Annotated in this window: 17 protein-coding genes; 9 read left to right on the forward strand and 8 right to left on the reverse strand. The window is 53.4% G+C overall.

Annotated features, from left to right (window positions below):
* Positions 1–52: 52 nt before the first annotated feature.
* Complete coding sequence (gene sodC, locus OZ656_RS13715) at positions 53–601, reverse strand: superoxide dismutase [Cu-Zn] SodC (RefSeq protein WP_379944632.1); 549 nt, start codon at positions 599–601, stop codon at positions 53–55.
* Positions 602–832: 231 nt separating this feature from the next.
* On the opposite strand from sodC, the gene OZ656_RS13720 reads away from it, so the two are divergent.
* On the forward strand, positions 833–1444 hold the full coding sequence (locus OZ656_RS13720) for a c-type cytochrome (protein WP_379944633.1): 612 nt from the start codon (positions 833–835) through the stop codon (positions 1442–1444).
* A gap of 135 nt (positions 1445–1579) precedes the next feature.
* Here the strand turns inward: OZ656_RS13720 and OZ656_RS13725 are convergent, their stop codons facing one another.
* The 5 genes from OZ656_RS13725 to OZ656_RS13745 form a co-directional block, all read right to left on the reverse strand.
* Positions 1580–2281, reverse strand: a complete 702-nt coding sequence (locus tag OZ656_RS13725) for a Fic family protein (RefSeq protein WP_286714674.1) — start codon at positions 2279–2281, stop codon at positions 1580–1582.
* A gap of 106 nt (positions 2282–2387) precedes the next feature.
* Complete coding sequence (locus OZ656_RS13730; protein WP_023011844.1) at positions 2388–2687, reverse strand: CcdB family protein; 300 nt, start codon at positions 2685–2687, stop codon at positions 2388–2390.
* Entirely contained in the window at positions 2687–2932 is a 246-nt protein-coding gene (locus tag OZ656_RS13735; RefSeq protein WP_081698882.1) for a type II toxin-antitoxin system CcdA family antitoxin, read from the reverse strand. Before OZ656_RS13735 ends, OZ656_RS13730 begins: the two co-directional genes overlap by 1 nt.
* Positions 2933–3198: 266 nt before the next feature.
* Positions 3199–3504 carry a BrnA antitoxin family protein gene (locus OZ656_RS13740; protein ID WP_379944634.1) on the reverse strand — a complete coding sequence of 102 codons (306 nt, stop codon included), beginning with the start codon at positions 3502–3504 and terminating at the stop codon, positions 3199–3201.
* Positions 3488–3688 (reverse strand): BrnT family toxin, encoded by a 201-nt coding sequence (locus OZ656_RS13745; protein WP_379944635.1) that lies wholly within the window; start codon positions 3686–3688, stop codon positions 3488–3490. The genes OZ656_RS13740 and OZ656_RS13745 overlap by 17 nt, the downstream gene beginning before the upstream one ends.
* Before the next feature lie 2 nt (positions 3689–3690).
* On the opposite strand from OZ656_RS13745, the gene OZ656_RS13750 reads away from it, so the two are divergent.
* Positions 3691–4488, forward strand: coding sequence for a transposase (locus OZ656_RS13750; protein WP_379944636.1), 798 nt, complete (start codon positions 3691–3693; stop codon positions 4486–4488).
* A 358-nt stretch (positions 4489–4846) separates the two neighbouring features.
* Here OZ656_RS13750 and OZ656_RS13755 read toward each other — a convergent pair whose 3' ends face one another.
* Together OZ656_RS13755 and OZ656_RS13760 are read right to left on the reverse strand one after the other, a co-directional pair.
* Positions 4847–5584: a hypothetical protein gene (locus OZ656_RS13755; RefSeq protein WP_379944637.1), complete on the reverse strand. Its 738-nt coding sequence runs from the start codon at positions 5582–5584 to the stop codon at positions 4847–4849.
* An 89-nt stretch (positions 5585–5673) separates the two neighbouring features.
* Complete coding sequence (locus OZ656_RS13760) at positions 5674–6252, reverse strand: prepilin-type N-terminal cleavage/methylation domain-containing protein (RefSeq protein ID WP_379944638.1); 579 nt, start codon at positions 6250–6252, stop codon at positions 5674–5676.
* A gap of 389 nt (positions 6253–6641) precedes the next feature.
* On the opposite strand from OZ656_RS13760, the gene pilB reads away from it, so the two are divergent.
* The 7 genes from pilB (at position 6642) to OZ656_RS13795 (ending at position 15392) form a co-directional block, all read left to right on the forward strand.
* On the forward strand, positions 6642–8360 hold the full coding sequence (gene pilB, locus OZ656_RS13765; RefSeq protein WP_379944639.1) for a type IV-A pilus assembly ATPase PilB: 1719 nt from the start codon (positions 6642–6644) through the stop codon (positions 8358–8360).
* Between the two features lie 2 nt (positions 8361–8362).
* Positions 8363–9580 carry a type II secretion system F family protein gene (locus OZ656_RS13770; RefSeq protein ID WP_379944640.1) on the forward strand — a complete coding sequence of 406 codons (1218 nt, stop codon included), beginning with the start codon at positions 8363–8365 and terminating at the stop codon, positions 9578–9580.
* A gap of 83 nt (positions 9581–9663) precedes the next feature.
* A complete protein-coding gene (locus OZ656_RS13775; protein ID WP_379944642.1) occupies positions 9664–10539 on the forward strand; it encodes a prepilin peptidase in 876 nt (291 codons plus the stop codon).
* Positions 10540–11157: a dephospho-CoA kinase gene (coaE, locus tag OZ656_RS13780; protein ID WP_379944643.1), complete on the forward strand. Its 618-nt coding sequence runs from the start codon at positions 10540–10542 to the stop codon at positions 11155–11157.
* Positions 11158–11245: 88 nt separating this feature from the next.
* The gene (locus OZ656_RS13785; RefSeq protein WP_379944644.1) at positions 11246–12235 is read left to right on the forward strand and encodes a hypothetical protein; all 990 of its coding nucleotides are present in this window, start codon (positions 11246–11248) and stop codon (positions 12233–12235) included.
* A gap of 8 nt (positions 12236–12243) precedes the next feature.
* Complete coding sequence (gene tsaA / locus OZ656_RS13790) at positions 12244–12993, forward strand: tRNA (N6-threonylcarbamoyladenosine(37)-N6)-methyltransferase TrmO (RefSeq protein ID WP_114434283.1); 750 nt, start codon at positions 12244–12246, stop codon at positions 12991–12993.
* Positions 12994–13037: 44 nt separating this feature from the next.
* Positions 13038–15392 (forward strand): response regulator, encoded by a 2355-nt coding sequence (locus tag OZ656_RS13795; RefSeq protein ID WP_379944645.1) that lies wholly within the window; start codon positions 13038–13040, stop codon positions 15390–15392.
* Positions 15393–15421 lie beyond the last annotated feature (29 nt).

Raw genomic sequence — 15421 nt, forward strand, 5'->3', positions numbered from 1 at the left:
GAGGGAGGAATTGACCCCGGTCAGTGGTGATCACCGGGGCCTGATGAAGGTTTTAACCCGCAACAACACCGCAGGCCACCCGGGCCCCGCCACCCCCAAGAGGCTGGGGTGAATCCGAGTAATTGTCTCCCCCACCGTGAATCACCAGGGCCCGGCCTTTAAAATCGCTCAGCTGCAGCCGCGGCGCAATATTGGTCTGGGCGTTTTCTCCCTCCTGGCCAACGTGCAGCCTCGGCAGGTCGCCAAGATGTCCGGATTTATCGAACGGGCCTTTGTGCTTCCCGGTATTTTCTGGGTCGTAATGCCCGCCTGCGGCACCGGCAGGTGTTGTTTTTCCGTCTTTTTCTACCGGGCTGCAGTCCGGGTTTTCATGAAGGTGAAAACCGTGAATTCCGGGCGAGAGACCAGTGAGATCAGACTCAATGAGTACGCCCTGATCGTAAGCGGTGAGTGTAACCGTGCCTATGGAATCCCCGCGGCCTTCCACGCCGGCTTCAAACATTTCTACCTCAAGCTTTGGCTCTGCGAGTGCCTGGGAAGCCGCCAGAATCAAAGCCGCGGACGTTGTGACAAGGGATAATCCCTGTTTCTTGCTATGCATACTGTTCTCCTTATCCATTACTGTTAAAGAAGATACCGATGCCCCGCATGGTGAGCGCCTGCCAACAAGCGTAGTCTTGATCTCGCTTGTTTTAAACATTTGACGATGCGAACGCCCTGAATTCCGAATTTTTGATCTTTGGCAAGACCACAACCGGGGCAGCCGACTATTCTTTGGCCTTTCCGAAGAAGTAGGTGGCTTATGCTGGGTAGTTCGCACTTGAGGAAACTGATGATCGTCGTCGGCCTTGCGGCCTCTCAAATGGTTTCAGCCAGCCCTGCCGACGATGCAATGTCACAACTGAACGCCATCATGGCCGATGACGCCAAGCGCCAGGCTAGCTACGAGGCCGGTCACGAGCGCATCCGCTTCTGTGGCTATTGTCACGGTGAGGACGGCAACAGCAAGCGCGAATACATACCCAACCTGGCCGCCCAACACCCGCTCTACCTGTTCAACCAGTTCGAGAAATTCCGCGACGGTACCCGTGAGGACTACGTGATGTCCAAACTGGCGAAAACACTGTCATTGGAGGAGCGAATTAATATTGCGGTTTATTACAGCCAGCAAACGGCGAAGCCCCGCACCGGCAGCGACCCGACCAAGGCTGACGCTGGCGAAAAATTGTTTGCTGTGCGCTGCGCCGGTTGCCACGGTGACAAGGCACAAGGTTTCAGGAATATGCCCCGTCTGGCCGGCCAACCGGCTGAATATCTTGGGATTGCCCTTAGACGGTTCAAGGAGATGGACCCGACCAAACACAGTACGCCGATGATTGGGGTGGCTGGAGTTTTGTCGGAGGGGGAGATTGAAGCTTTGGCGGAGTATTTGGCTGGACGATGATCAGACCTGCAGCAAATGAGAGAAGCTCCGATCAGGCTTGTGCCTGTCCATGAATTGCCCAGGCTTGTGCCTGTCCATGAATAACCTGTGCCTGTCCATGAATAACCGCCGAAATGTACTGCTGGTCTGACCCGTTTACTCTTCTTTCATAATACGAACGACCCGTTCGTCCATGCAGCTACGCACAAATGCATTCATTTCACGCTGGTCGCCAGACTCGTAGAATCGGAGCATAAGTTCATTGAACTCGAGCTGGCTTGAAGCCGGGATATTGACGGCCGGATAGCCGTTGCTCAGCAGGTGGCCGTTCATCATAAAACGCCCCATGCGCTTGTTCACATCGTAGAAAAACTGGCAACGGGCCATGGTTAGGAACAGGTGGACAGCCTGATCGTAAACATCATCCATGTGTTGTAGTTCATCGATCATGCGGTCAAAACGTTCCGGTAACTCACTAGCCGCCGGTGGCTCGTAATCAGTGCCGGCAATGAGTACGGAGCCACTGCGAAAGCAGCCCCACTCCAATGTTTCTTCCCTTGCAGCAACCGCATGCAGAGCCATGGCGCAATCGGCCGATAAACTGAAGCTCCCTTCCCGGATCATTTGAAAGAGCAGCTTCCAGGCCTCGCCCTGATTAACGGCGATTTGCTGATCGCTCAGCCGATGCCCACCCACTGTGACACCCTGCAGCAGGGTTTGTACCTCCGGTAACGTAAAGTTGATGCCCTCCAGGCGCACTGCATCGTAAACAAATACCGACACCGCACGTTGTGCAAGCATAAGTGCTTTTTCGGGGTTGGGTGACATTGACCAGTGGCTGTCTGTGGCGGTGGGCATTTCGGCTCCGGTTGGCGTTGCAACTTTCAGTTGTTTTCAAGACTGCCAATTTACCATAGCGGGCGTTAAAAGCTGAGTTTGCGATAGCTAGTGTCCATGATCACCCCTAAAAGCCCAAAAGCAGCATATCCAGTGCTGCGGCAATGTCATCTTGCTGCTCAGCAAGGCTACCGGAGCAAAAACGCAATTCGCTTTCCGGCACAGCCGCCATATATTGAGTCGCCATGACGACTTCCAGGCCGTTGATGCTAAACACAGGATTCAGCCTCTGAGCAGGGAATGGCGCCGACGATTTGGGCAGTAACGGCACAACTACTCGTGTGTTCAAGCCACTGAGAAGGTCTGACTGAACGTCCAGCAGATATCCCGCCCCGTTTTTATTTTCAAAGATATCGAAACGAGACATCAGAACTGGCGATGCCGTGCAAGAGGCAAGCCGTTGGCTTCAACATAAGCGTTCGAGCTTTCAAGCGCTTCAGCATTCTCGTTAAGCCATTTGCTCCGCTTATGGAGTTTAACCGCTTCCGCAATTCCTGCTTCTGCAGACCGAGAGACATTGATTCCAAGGGATTTTGCCTCTTTGAGAAGAGTGCTATCCAGCGATAGATTCGTTGGTTTACGTATGGACTTTGTAGTTTCGGCAGTTTGCATGGTGTTGCCCTCTCGAGAAATGTTCTACTCAGTATATGCGCATGGTTCTTGGGCATCAATTTTGTGGAGACAAGCTAGTAAGCTAGAGCTAGTAAGCTAGTGCCTGTCCAGGGGGCAGGGCAAGCTAGTGCCTAGTAAGCTAGTGCCTGTCCAGGGGGCAAGCTAGTGCCTGTCTGCGGCAGGCACTGTCTACGGGTCAGGCTAGCGGCAGGCTAGTGCCTGTCCAAGATCAGCCTTGCGCAGTAGATTCCCTCGAATGTTGTGCATTATCCCAACCTCTCAATATCGGACTGACTATGGGTTCTCAGATACTCCTGAAGTGCCTTGTCCATTCGGGTTTGCCAGCCGCTGCCTGTGGCGCGAAACTGCTCAACGACCTCCGGTGAAAGTCTGATAGTTATCCGTTCTTTAGTGGTCTCCGCTTTGGGCCGACCAACCGGACGCAACCGGCGGAACTCTTCTTCCGTGAGCTCGCGTGTATCTGCGTCTTGTGTAATCCCCTCGTTAATGCCTGACTCTTCATCGCTCGAAGGCAGTGTAAACTTCCGACCTGATTTAGATATTGTCTGCATAAAGCCTCACCTCCCGACGATTTGCCTTTCGAAGACTGATTATGCGGCGGATGCCTTTTCGCTCTGTATAAACAACACAGTAGACACGATCGCCTATGGGGCCATACCCAATCATTCGGCGCTCACCATAATCATTATGAACACCGGCGAGGATGGATTGAAGAGCGAATCCGGCTTCTGGCATCAGTGTTTGCGGTAGATGTGGCCGCGTATGCGGTGATGTCGAACCATTATCACCTGGTGGTGAAACTCAGCCCGGATGACATAGAGCCGTGGAGCATGGATGAGGTGCTGGCGCGCTGGTGCAGCCTTTATAAAGGGCCACCACTGGTGCAGAGGTATCACCGGGGCGATGAGCTGTGCGCTGCAGAGCTTCGGCGAGTGGAGGAATACGCGGAAACCTTCCGGCAGCGATTGGCGGACTTGAGCTGGTTTATGAAATGCCTGAACGAGCCGATTGCGAGGCAGGCCAACCGGGAAGATGAGTGCACCGGGCACTTCTGGGAGAGCAGGTTCAAGTCTCAAGCGTTGGATACCGAAGAAGCCCTCCTTTCCTGCATGGCCTATGTCGACCTGAATCCAATCCGCGCTGCCATGGCAGAGACGCCAGAAACCTCCGAACACACCAGCATCAAGGAGCGAATTCATCCCACCTTTGATCTGGCAGAAGCCATTGCCCGGCAAACAGAACAGCAGGCGCTGAATGAGTTTTCGGTGCCGTTAAAACCGCTACTGGGTTTTGAAGGCGTAATTCGAAACGGCTTCCAGCGAGGCATCCTGTTCAGCTTTGAAGATTACCTGGAACTGGTGGATTGCACCGGGCGGATCAGCCGGAGCGACAAACGCGGCTGTATTGACGAAAACGCGCTGCCGATTCTGGAACGGTTGAATCTGGACCCGGAACGGTGGTGCCACCGTGCCACTGCGTTTGAGGACAGCTATCAGGATTACCGAAATCCTGGACGGCGCCGACGAGCGGCTTAGGCTCCCTCCCCCTTCTTTTTCAAATCAGACTATCGGCGCGCCCGCCGAGGACGTCGCTCGCCTGAAATCGGCAGATTTCCACAATTCACGGTGGAATGCCGCCGCCGTTTTGCGATAACCCCGAAATAGACGCAGTAAACAAACTGCCGGAAACGACAAAGGCCCGGGGGTCGAAACCGCCGGGCCTTTGGGAATCTGGTCAGGCTAGTGCCTGTCCATGATCATTCGCGAATTAGACGCAGTAAACAAACGGACGGAAACAACAAAGGCCCGGGGTCGAAACCGCCGGGCCTTTGGGTGTCGGGTCAGGCTAGTGCCTGTCCCTGATCCACATTCTTACCATCCAGCCAACCAAACGTTAATCTTTAAATGGGTTTTTGTTTAGATAAATTGGATTATCTGGCTCTCCAACCCTATAAAACACGATCCACGATCCAAACCTTGTAACCACGGGCAACCAATAGTACGCCGAATCCTTCAGTTCCTTTGGCAATATATCAAGAGACAATCCTGTTAAAGCTGAAAATTCATCACCACTATAAGCTCCTGATAATATCTCTCCACTTTGGCACCTTCTGTAGTACTTGGGGATCAATTGGATATCTTTCCCAGCCATAGCGGATTCAAGCAAATCCGAGCGCTCTTTAGGATCCTTCGGGAAGTTGACACAGATAGTTTCCGGCCCCCAAAGTGGCAGTTCACGAAAACTGGCTTCGGCTTCATTAACATCTGATAGCTCTAACTCAGTTGCGGAAACAACCTCGATCCGATCTTTAACAAAAACCTGGTAGACCGGCCGGGAAACAAAAACCGCATACATCCCATAAATTAGAAGGCCGACCTGAAAAATCACAACACATGCATAATCGCGAAACAACTCAGATCTTTTTTTACCCGGATTGTATATAACAAAGGAAACCACTGGCCCCAACAAAATCTCGGCAACAACTATAAGAATATATATTTCCGTGCCGCCGAGCATCTCGCCAAACGGATAAGGAAACCAGACAAAAAACACCAAAAAGCCAGCAACCAAGCTAACAAGAAGAGTAAAAACACCATGTATAGCCGCGGCTCTCAACTTATGGATAATCATAAAATACGCATTCCAAAAAACAAAAGGGGCTCAGAATGAGCCCCTTTCAATTCAACCTCTTCGCTTGACTAATTTACGACGTCAAACTATTAGGCACGACACTCCGCAGGAGCAAGGTTTCCAGGAAGAGTTGCAGCAGCTGGAGCACCGTTTTTACCTGCAGCGTAGCAGGTCCAGATAATAGCACCTGTCGGACGTGTTCCTGCGGCAAGGGCACCACCATTCACTGTCGGCACCAAGCTTACAACATTAGAGCCCGCGGGCGCGACTCGTGCAGAGTAAGCTACGTCAATTTGGCCAGTTGCAGTAGTAATGGTAATAGTCAAGACATTCTGAGACGTGTTGGCTGTCGTACCGTTATCGCCAACTGTCTGGACACAGGTACCAGCAGCATTACACGGAGTAGTGGCAACGCCCGCTGCAGCGCTTGTTGCATAGCCAGCGCCCAGACCACCGGCAGCCGCCGGGGTAACGTTGGAGGCATTGTCTGCTACGATCAGTTTAGCTTCACCAGCCAAGTTAAGACCTTCAGAGACGCGGGAACGAGCGGTGTAGTCCTGATAAGCAGGAATAGCCACTGCAGCCAAAATACCAATGATTGCAACAACGATCATCAGCTCGATCAGAGTAAAGCCCTGCTGACCTCTGTTCATTCGAATACTTTTCATATTGTCGACCTCTGGAATTTTCAATTGACGTACTACAGCTCTGGGGCGGTGGAGCTTAGCCCCTCACCGCGATGAGCCTGAGACACGTTAAGCATCGTTCATGCCAATTGCAAGATAATGTCAAAAGTCACTTTAAGTCAATCAATTACGAACTATACGAAAAGCTTCAAGCTTCGCATCAAGAACAATCTCACGCCACAGGACGTCTTAGAGTGACATTTTTGGTCACCATAAACACACCAACTTTTGACAGGACCTAAAACGCTACATACCAGCATGGATTATGAAGGCTGAGACGAGCCGCGCTTTCAAAAATGTAAGTACACATCTAAACTCTATGGTCATAAACACCGTATTCAGAAACTTAGACGATTCTTCTCAGAGTATTTATGGCGAGCAGCAACCGAAACGTGACCTTGACAGGCTTGGCCCGTCGTTTTGTGGATGACGGCCTTTTAGATGAGGAAACTGCAAAAGACGCGTTCATCCAGGCATCCCAGAACCGAATTCCACTGATTACCTACCTGACTCAAAACCAACTTGCTGACAGTTCCAAACTCGCATTTTCTGCAGCGATGGAATTCGGTGTTTCGGTGCTGGACCTGGACTCGTTTCTTCCGGAAATGATGCCGGAGAAGGTCGTTGACGAAAAGCTGGTCCGCAAGCATAACGCGCTACCACTGTACAAACGAGGCAACCGGCTGTTCATTGCGGTTTCTGATCCCACTAACATTCAGGCGCTAGATGAGATCAAATTCAATACCGGCCTGAGCACAGATGCCATTCTGGTTGATGACTCCAAGCTCCGTACGACTATTGACAAGTATCTAGAATCTCAAGACACCACCATGGGAGACTTGGACGATGCCGATTTGGAGGGCGTCGAAACTGAGGGCGGTGAAGGTGAGGAGGATGATGGCTCCGTATCCGCGACGGATATCGATGATGCACCCGTCGTTAAGTATGTGAACAAGATGCTGTTGGATGCAATTCGGGGCGGGGCTTCAGATATTCACTTCGAGCCCTATGAGAAAGTCTATCGTGTCCGCTACCGTACCGACGGCATATTGAAGGAGGTTTCACGGCCGTCCATTAAGCTGGCTCCGAAAATCTCTGCGCGTGTAAAGATCATGGCGCAGCTCGATATTTCTGAGCGCAGGGTACCACAGGACGGCCGGATCAAAATGAAACTGTCCAAAACCAAAGCCATTGATTTCCGGGTAAATACCCTGCCAACGCTTTGGGGCGAAAAGATTGTTTTGCGGATTCTGGATCCAAGCCAGGCCAAGCTTGGCATCGACGTGCTGGGGTACGAGGAAGACCAGAAAAAGCTATATATGGATGCCCTGGCACAGCCTCAAGGCATGATTTTGGTTACAGGACCAACCGGTTCCGGTAAAACGGTATCTCTTTACACCGGCCTAAATATTTTGAATACCCCAGGAATTAATATTTCAACGGCCGAAGACCCGGCGGAGATCAACCTGGAAGGCATTAACCAGGTAAACGTGAATAACCGCGTGGGACTCGGCTTTGCGGAGGCGTTACGCGCATTCCTCCGACAGGATCCGGACGTCATCATGGTGGGTGAGATCCGGGATCTGGAAACTGCCAACATCGCCATCAAAGCCGCGCAGACCGGGCACCTGGTTCTTTCCACCCTACACACGAACAGCGCAGCCGAGACTCTCACCCGCATGATGAACATGGGGGTGCCCGCTTTTAACATAGCCACATCAGTCAGCCTGATCATTGCCCAGCGCTTGGGCCGAAGACTCTGCAGCAGCTGCAAACAACCCGCCGATGTGCCTAAAGACGTTCTTTTAAAGGAAGGGTTCACACAAGAACAAATTGATACAGGCTTCACGTTGTACCGCCCCAAGGGCTGTGATAAATGCAATGGTGGATATAAAGGCCGCGTTGGTATTTACGAGGTGGTCAAAATTACCGATGAGCTGGCAAGCATGATTATGGAAGAAGCCAGCTCCATCAAAATTGCAAAGCAGGCTCAGGCGGAAGGCTTCCGCAACCTCAGGCAATCGGCGCTTCTCAAGGTTATAGAGGGAGTGACCAGTCTTGAAGAAGCCAACCGAGTCACGAAGGATTAAGCATGGCAGAAAAAGCGCAGAAGCTCGAAGCATACGTTTGGGAAGGCAAAGACCGCAAAGGTAATAAAGCCAAAGGGGAGCTTGCGGGCTCCAATATCGCCTTGGTAAAAGCCCAGTTGCGCAAACAGGGCATTATTCCGGATAAGGTTAAGAAAAAGCCAAAGCCACTGTTTGGCGGCAGCAAGAAGATCACGCCTTTCGACATCGCAATGCTCACCCGTCAGCTAGCAACCATGATGAAAGCCGGTGTCCCTCTGGTTCAGAGTTTCGATATCGTTGCCGATGGCCTCGAAAATAAAGGCTTACAGGAACTGGTGATGACTATCCGGAACGACATTTCTTCCGGTACCGGGTTCGCATCCTCTCTGCGCAAGCATCCAAAATATTTTGATGATCTTTATTGCAACCTGGTGGACTCAGGTGAGAAAGCAGGTGCATTGGAACAAATGTTGGATCGTATCGCGACTTACCTTGAGAAAACGGAGATCCTGAAGAAAAAAGTCAAAAAGGCCATGACTTATCCAATTGCAGTTATCGTTGTCGCGATTGTCGTTACAGCTATTCTATTGATCAAGGTGGTTCCTCAGTTTGAAAGTTTGTTCCAAGGCTTTGGGGCGGATCTACCGGTATTCACGCAGTTTATTATTCGGATATCCGAATGGCTTCAGTCATGGTGGTTTATTGTTTTGCTTGGAATCGTCGGCACGATTTTTCTTTTCAAAGAATCGAAGCGAAGGTCCCAGAAATTCTCGGATTTCGTCGATAAATATGTATTGAAGTTGCCGATTGTCGGAGAAATCCTGGACAAATCTGCTGTAGCTAAATTCGGCCGTGTACTCTCTACCACGTTCGCGGCGGGCGTTCCTCTCGTTGACGCACTGGACTCGGTTGCTGGCGCGACGGGCAATGCCGTGTACCGTGACGCTGTCATGAATATCAAAAACGATGTCTCTAGCGGTACCCAACTGCAGGCCTCTATGCGGCAACAGGGTGTTTTCCCTGTAATGGCTGTTCAACTGACCGCCATCGGCGAGGAGTCGGGCAATCTGGATGACATGCTGAAAAAAGTCGCAGAACATTATGAAGGTGTCGTCGACGACATGGTTGATAACCTCACAGCCCTGATGGAGCCCATGATTATGGCCGTACTCGGCGTTCTGGTTGGCGGCCTGATTATCGGCATGTACCTCCCCATCTTCCAGATGGGTCAGGTTGTCTAACGATTAACTCACCACATCTTTTTCATCTGCCCCTCTCCTATATAGGGAGAGGGGTCAAAACAAAGATTTAATCGAGTCCCTGAATGCTCCCCCTAGAAACCATCCTGTCCACTCCCTGGCTTCTCTATCTGGTCGTCATTTTCGTCTCTCTCTGCGTCGGTAGTTTTCTGAACGTTGTCATCCTTCGCCTGCCCAAAATGATGAAGCAGGAATGGCGCTGCCAGTGCGAGGAGTTTCTGGAAGTGCCGGAGGGCGACCGCAAGTCAGATGAGCGGACAACTCTTTCAACGCCGGCCTCCACCTGCCCGTCCTGCGGCCACAAAATTCGTGCCTGGGAGAACATTCCGGTCATCAGCTGGCTAATGCTTGGTGGCAAATGCTCTTCGTGCAAAACACGTATTTCGCCGCGTTACCCCATCATTGAAGCACTGACTGCGGTGTTTTCCGTCGTAACGGTTTATCTGCTGGGGCCATCTGAGACCGCGCTCTGGGCACTGCTGATGGTCTGGGCTCTGGTGGCGCTGACCATGATCGATTTCGACACACAACTCCTGCCAGACGGCATCACCCTGCCCCTGATGTGGCTTGGCCTGGTGCTTAACTACTTTGGTGTGCTGACGGATTTTGGCAGCGCTTTCTGGGGCGCTGTGGCAGGTTACCTCTCGCTCTGGAGCGTGTACTGGTTGTTCAAACTGGCCACCGGCAAGGAAGGCATGGGGCACGGTGACTTCAAGCTGTTAGCGGCGCTGGGGGCCTGGCTGGGCTGGCAACTGCTGCCTGCGGTGATTCTGCTCTCCTCTCTGGTGGGCGCGATAGTGGGCATCAGTCTGATGGTATTCCGCAAACACGGGCGTGAAGTGCCGATTCCTTTCGGCCCTTACCTGGCCGCTGCAGGCTTACTCTCGTTGTGGTTTGGGACTGAAATCCAGGCCATATGGTTCGGGTACCTAGGAGTCTGAATGTCCCGCTATTCGGTTATCGGCCTCACCGGAGGTATTGGCTCCGGAAAATCCACCGTTGCACGCATGTTTGGCGCTCTTGGCGTGCATTGGGTGGACGCTGACGATGTCGCCCGACAGGTCGTAGAACCAGGCACACAAGCCCTCATAGCCATCGCTGATCACTTCGGCGAAAGTATTCTTCAGGATAACGGCGAACTGGATCGTGCTGCCCTGCGCCAAAAAGTGTTTGAGGACCCGGAACAACGACGCTGGCTGGAGGGATTGTTGCACCCCATTATCCGCCAGGAACTGATCCGCCAGTTATCACCCGAGGATTACAATCTGCCCTACGTGATGCTGGTCTCTCCCCTGCTTCTGGAGACCAACCAGCACGAACTGGTGGAGCGGATTGTTGTGGTGGATGTACCGGAAGAAACTCAGATTAATCGCACCATGACGAGAGACGGGAATAGCCGCGAACAGGTGGAGCGGATACTCGCTGCCCAAATGTCCAGAGCCGCGCGCCGCGAAAAATCCGATGCGATTATCGACAATGCCCAGCCGCTGGAGCGTGTGGAAACTTCAGTACGCGCTCTGCATCAACGTTTTCTGGCGGATTTCAGCCAAGGAGCATAGTCTGATCCGCCCCGCACTTATTCTTACTGCACTTGTCACCGGTCTCCTCGCTTGTTCCTTCACGAAAGCGGCAGAACCGGTCATCACCATGCGTGACATCTCGGTGCCCGCCCTTCTGGCGCCGGAGCGCCTGCCAATCTCGTTCTATACCTTCGAACCCGCTGAGTTCTGGGCAGAGCCCAGGGATTCCTGGTGGCTGGGAGTCAGCGACTGGGTTATTCGGCAGGAACGTCAGCATGGCCCAACCGTGCAGTCCCTGGGTGCATGGGCGGATCGAACACTGTCCGGCTCTTCCCAGGCGCTGCCAAATAACGAAAGCTACCTGAGACTGGGGTTTGCAGCAGAATCTGAATACAGCGATCCGGCCCAGTTTGAGCCGGAGCTTCGCTTTCGTCTCGATGTTCCCACCGCTGAGGAGAAGCTGAGGCTGGTGGTGGAAAGCGAAAGCGAAGAACTGATCCCGCTGGCGGAGCGTGAGCGGGACAGGCAACTGACAGAGCCAGAGCGAACCGACACTGAAACAACCGGCGCCCTGAGATTTCTGACCGATGTCGGTGATGCCATCAACCTCTCGACCGATATTGGTGGCCGACTGAGGCTGCCACCCGAACTCTTCTGGCGTATGAAAGCGCGCAAGGGCTGGAAAATCGACAACGATTGGGCACTCAATGCCCAGCAACGTTTTTACTATTATCATACCGAAGGCTGGGGGGCTCGCAGTTGGGTTGGTTTAAACCGCTCACTGGGTAACCGCTGGCATTACTACAACTCATCCGAGCTGGAATGGATTCATTCTGACCGCGAATTTGTCGGGGCCCATGTTCACAGCGTGCAGAAACGTCTGAATACCCGGTCGGTGATCACCCCTCGTATTGGCGTGCTTGGCGAGAGCCAGCCAACCTGGCGCACCACAAGCTACTTTACAGATATCACATGGCGCTACCGGGTGTATGACGATTGGCTGTTCGCGGAGCTGATTCCGGCCCTGGAGTATCGGCGCGATGACGGGTTTGACGACCAGGCGTCAATCGTATTCCGAATCGAAATGTACTTTGCAGGCACCATTGACCGGGAATGACATCAGAAATGAGCAGACCACAGCATAAAAGCCGGCCCGCCGAGGAAGCTCTGACGCTCACACCGATTGCCATCACTCGTTCCTGCTTTCAGGACAAGTTCGGCGTTCCCCGGCAACCCGGCCTTACCCGCCATGCCCACGCGGAACTGGTTATACAAAGTCCCTTTGATCGTGAAGACGCTTTCCGGGGGCTTGAGTCAGCGAGCCATATCTGGCTTACCTTCCAGTTTCATGAAGCCGTTCGCGCCGAATGGCGCCCGGTGGTTCGGCCCCCGAGGCTTGGGGGTAACAAGAAAATCGGTGTGTTTGCCAGCCGTTCGCCTTTTCGCCCGAACAGTCTTGGCCTGTCAGTCGTCAGGAACGAAGGCCTCGCTCGCAAGAATGGCGAACTGGTCCTGAAGATCAGTAATCATGATCTTATTGAGGGCACACCAATTCTCGACATCAAGCCCTACCTGCCGTTTTCGGACTCCGTCCCGGAGGCATCACTGGGCTGGGCAGACAGTGCGCCGACCGACAGATTGGAGGTGACCTTCGCACCAGATGCCTCTGACCAGCTAAGCCAGCTTCCGGAGGCCGACTATCCGGATTTCCGCGCCCTGATTGAGGATGTCGTCAGTTACGACCCGCGCCCGTCATTCCGCCGTGGACGGGATGAACAACGAATCTACGGAGCCAACCTGTTCGACAAGAATGTTCGGTTTCGATTTGTGAACGAAGATTCAATCATGCGTGTGGAAGTGATATCCGTCTGTTAAGATGCACCTTGGTGATTTTGTAGTCGACACAGGGAACTTGTGCCTTGCCTTCAAACCAGTTCTTCAAGCGTTTGGGTTTGCGCCCACTGGCACTGCGGTTGCTTGGGTGGGTGCTGCTGTACAGCCTGATATTGTCACTGGTGGTAACGGGTGTTCAGATGATTGGCGAATTCGAACGCCAGAAATCGGAATTGCAGAGCAGTCAGGAGCGCGCCGCTGAACTTATCGCCGGCGGCATGAGCACCAACCTGTGGGTGATGAATTTCAGCGAAGTAGCCAATAGCCTGGACGACATGCGTTCCATGCCTTTTATTGGCTATGCGCGGGTAATCACGACCACCGGCGAAGAATTCAGTACCGGCTCCTACCCTGAAGGCCGGGTAATTACCCAGACATTCCCCCTCGAATTCAACCGTTCCAGTTTTGACCGTCCGCAACGCGTGGGGGAACTGACCATTGTTTCGTCTATTGAACAGGTATACCAGGATATCCTCGATCGCGCCCTGCTGAATCTCCTGTTCCAGTCCATTGTGGTGATGCTGGGCACATTGGGATTGCTGTTGATTGTACGGGTAGCACTGTCCCGCCACCTGGAAACCATGGCGGACTATGCGGCCAAGCTGAATCTGGATGCGCTTGTTGAACCTCTCAAGCTGCGCCGGCGCAACCCTTCCCGGCCCGATGAGCTTTCAGAACTGGAACAGGCACTGAATAAAATGCGGTTGCAGATTCTCGAAGACACCCGCTCATTAAGGCAGACCACCATCCAGACTCAGGGCGAACGGGACGAAGCCATCCGAGCCAATCACGCCAAGAATCAGTTCCTGGCCAATGTCAGCCACGAGCTGCGTATTCCGCTTCAGTCTGTCCTCGGTTACGCCAATTTGCTGACCGACACGCCTCTGGACCAGGAGCAACGGGAGTATGTGAATACCCTGCTCAATGCCTCGGAAAGCCTGTCTTCCATCATCAATGACCTGCTGGATATCTCCAGCATGGAAGCCGGCAAGCTGGAGCTTGAAGCTATTCCTTTTGACCTGCGCGAAACCCTGAACGATCTGATTCACATGCTTGGCTCCCGGGCCCGGGAAAAAGGTCTGGCCCTGGAAGTACGGGTGGATGAAAACCTGCCCTGGGCGCTGACGGGAGACCCGGTACGCATTCGCCAGGTGTTGCTGAACCTGTTATCCAATGCCATTAAATTCACAGATTCCGGCCATGTGCTGATCAGCATTGAGGTTCTGGGCAGAAAAGAAGGCAAAGTGCGCCTTCGGTTGGCGGTTGAGGACACTGGGGTTGGTATAAATCCGGAGGATATACCTCTGGTATACGAGCCCTATGTTCAACTTGGTCAACGCTTCCAGCGTCAGTTACCTGGTGCGGGGCTCGGGCTCACCATCTGCCGTCAACTGGTCGATTTGATGGGCGGCTCGATGGATCTGGAGAGCCGGCCCGGCGAGGGCTCTACCTTCTGGGTGGAACTGTCACTCCAGGAGGCGACCGATGGCTCTGCCAAGGTGCGGCCGGATTCTCGGCAGGTGCAGGGCCGACGGGTACTGGTCGTTGATTCCTACGAGCTGTCACGCAAGATTACCCTGGAGATGCTATCCCGCTACGATGTTCATATTGATGCCGTCCGGTCAGCCGGGGAAGCACTGACCGCCCTGCGACAAGCCTTTGATGCAGGCATACCCTACGACGCTACAATTCTGGACGGCTTCGTGCCCGACATGGATGCGGATTTACTGTGCCGCCAGGTACGGAGCAACCCGCAATGGACCGAAATGAGGCTTCTGATCCTGTCCTCCAACCCCCAGCGAGGGGACGCCGAGCATTTTCGCCAGGCCGGTGCTGATGCCTTCTTGAGCAAGTCTCTCCGGGAATCCTACCTGATTCCGATCCTGAACCAGCTGTTTACCCATGACACACAACAGGAACGCCGGTTTCTTACCCGCTTTTCTCTGAAGACCATGGCGGATGCCGGAAGTCGCCAGCGAGAAATCCCTTGCGGTCGGATGCGGGTGCTGCTGGTGGAAGACAATCCCGTAAACCGCACCCTTACCCGGCGATTGCTGGAAAAACTGGGCTGCGAAGTCATGACGGCAAACGACGGGCAGGCCGCATCCTCTCTGTGGCAATGGCACCAGTTTGATGTGGTTTTCATGGACTGCGTTATGCCCCGGATGGACGGCTACGAAGCAACACGCCAGCTCCGGGCCTGGGAAACCAACCATGGTCGCAGCCGGGTACCGGTTGTGGCACTGACGGCCAGCGCCATGGAAGAAGACGAGGAACGCTGCCGCGAAGCGGGCATGGATTCCTTTGTGGCTAAACCTGTCAACCTTGAAATGCTACGGGCAGTGCTGGAACAATATTGTCAGGCTTCTGCAACATCCTGATGAAGCCGCAAGTCACCTGCCCGGAATCA

This window comes from Marinobacter sp. LM1 (genome assembly GCF_042763285.1).
Classification (GTDB): domain Bacteria; phylum Pseudomonadota; class Gammaproteobacteria; order Pseudomonadales; family Oleiphilaceae; genus Marinobacter; species Marinobacter nauticus.

What these genes read in the sequence shown, in the direction of transcription:
- sodC (WP_379944632.1), bottom strand. Translation starts at nt 601, where the DNA reads ATGCATAGCAAGAAACAGGGATTATCCCTTGTCACAACGTCCGCGGCT.
- OZ656_RS13720 (WP_379944633.1), top strand. Translation starts at nt 833, where the DNA reads ATGATCGTCGTCGGCCTTGCGGCCTCTCAAATGGTTTCAGCCAGCCCT.
- OZ656_RS13725 (WP_286714674.1), bottom strand. Translation starts at nt 2,281, where the DNA reads ATGCCCACCGCCACAGACAGCCACTGGTCAATGTCACCCAACCCCGAA.
- OZ656_RS13730 (WP_023011844.1), bottom strand. Translation starts at nt 2,687, where the DNA reads ATGTCTCGTTTCGATATCTTTGAAAATAAAAACGGGGCGGGATATCTG.
- OZ656_RS13735 (WP_081698882.1), bottom strand. Translation starts at nt 2,932, where the DNA reads ATGCAAACTGCCGAAACTACAAAGTCCATACGTAAACCAACGAATCTA.
- OZ656_RS13740 (WP_379944634.1), bottom strand. Translation starts at nt 3,504, where the DNA reads ATGCAGACAATATCTAAATCAGGTCGGAAGTTTACACTGCCTTCGAGC.
- OZ656_RS13745 (WP_379944635.1), bottom strand. Translation starts at nt 3,688, where the DNA reads ATGCCAGAAGCCGGATTCGCTCTTCAATCCATCCTCGCCGGTGTTCAT.
- OZ656_RS13755 (WP_379944637.1), bottom strand. Translation starts at nt 5,584, where the DNA reads ATGATTATCCATAAGTTGAGAGCCGCGGCTATACATGGTGTTTTTACT.
- OZ656_RS13760 (WP_379944638.1), bottom strand. Translation starts at nt 6,252, where the DNA reads ATGAAAAGTATTCGAATGAACAGAGGTCAGCAGGGCTTTACTCTGATC.
- pilB (WP_379944639.1), top strand. Translation starts at nt 6,642, where the DNA reads ATGGCGAGCAGCAACCGAAACGTGACCTTGACAGGCTTGGCCCGTCGT.
- OZ656_RS13770 (WP_379944640.1), top strand. Translation starts at nt 8,363, where the DNA reads ATGGCAGAAAAAGCGCAGAAGCTCGAAGCATACGTTTGGGAAGGCAAA.
- OZ656_RS13775 (WP_379944642.1), top strand. Translation starts at nt 9,664, where the DNA reads ATGCTCCCCCTAGAAACCATCCTGTCCACTCCCTGGCTTCTCTATCTG.
- coaE (WP_379944643.1), top strand. Translation starts at nt 10,540, where the DNA reads ATGTCCCGCTATTCGGTTATCGGCCTCACCGGAGGTATTGGCTCCGGA.
- OZ656_RS13785 (WP_379944644.1), top strand. Translation starts at nt 11,246, where the DNA reads ATGCGTGACATCTCGGTGCCCGCCCTTCTGGCGCCGGAGCGCCTGCCA.
- tsaA (WP_114434283.1), top strand. Translation starts at nt 12,244, where the DNA reads ATGAGCAGACCACAGCATAAAAGCCGGCCCGCCGAGGAAGCTCTGACG.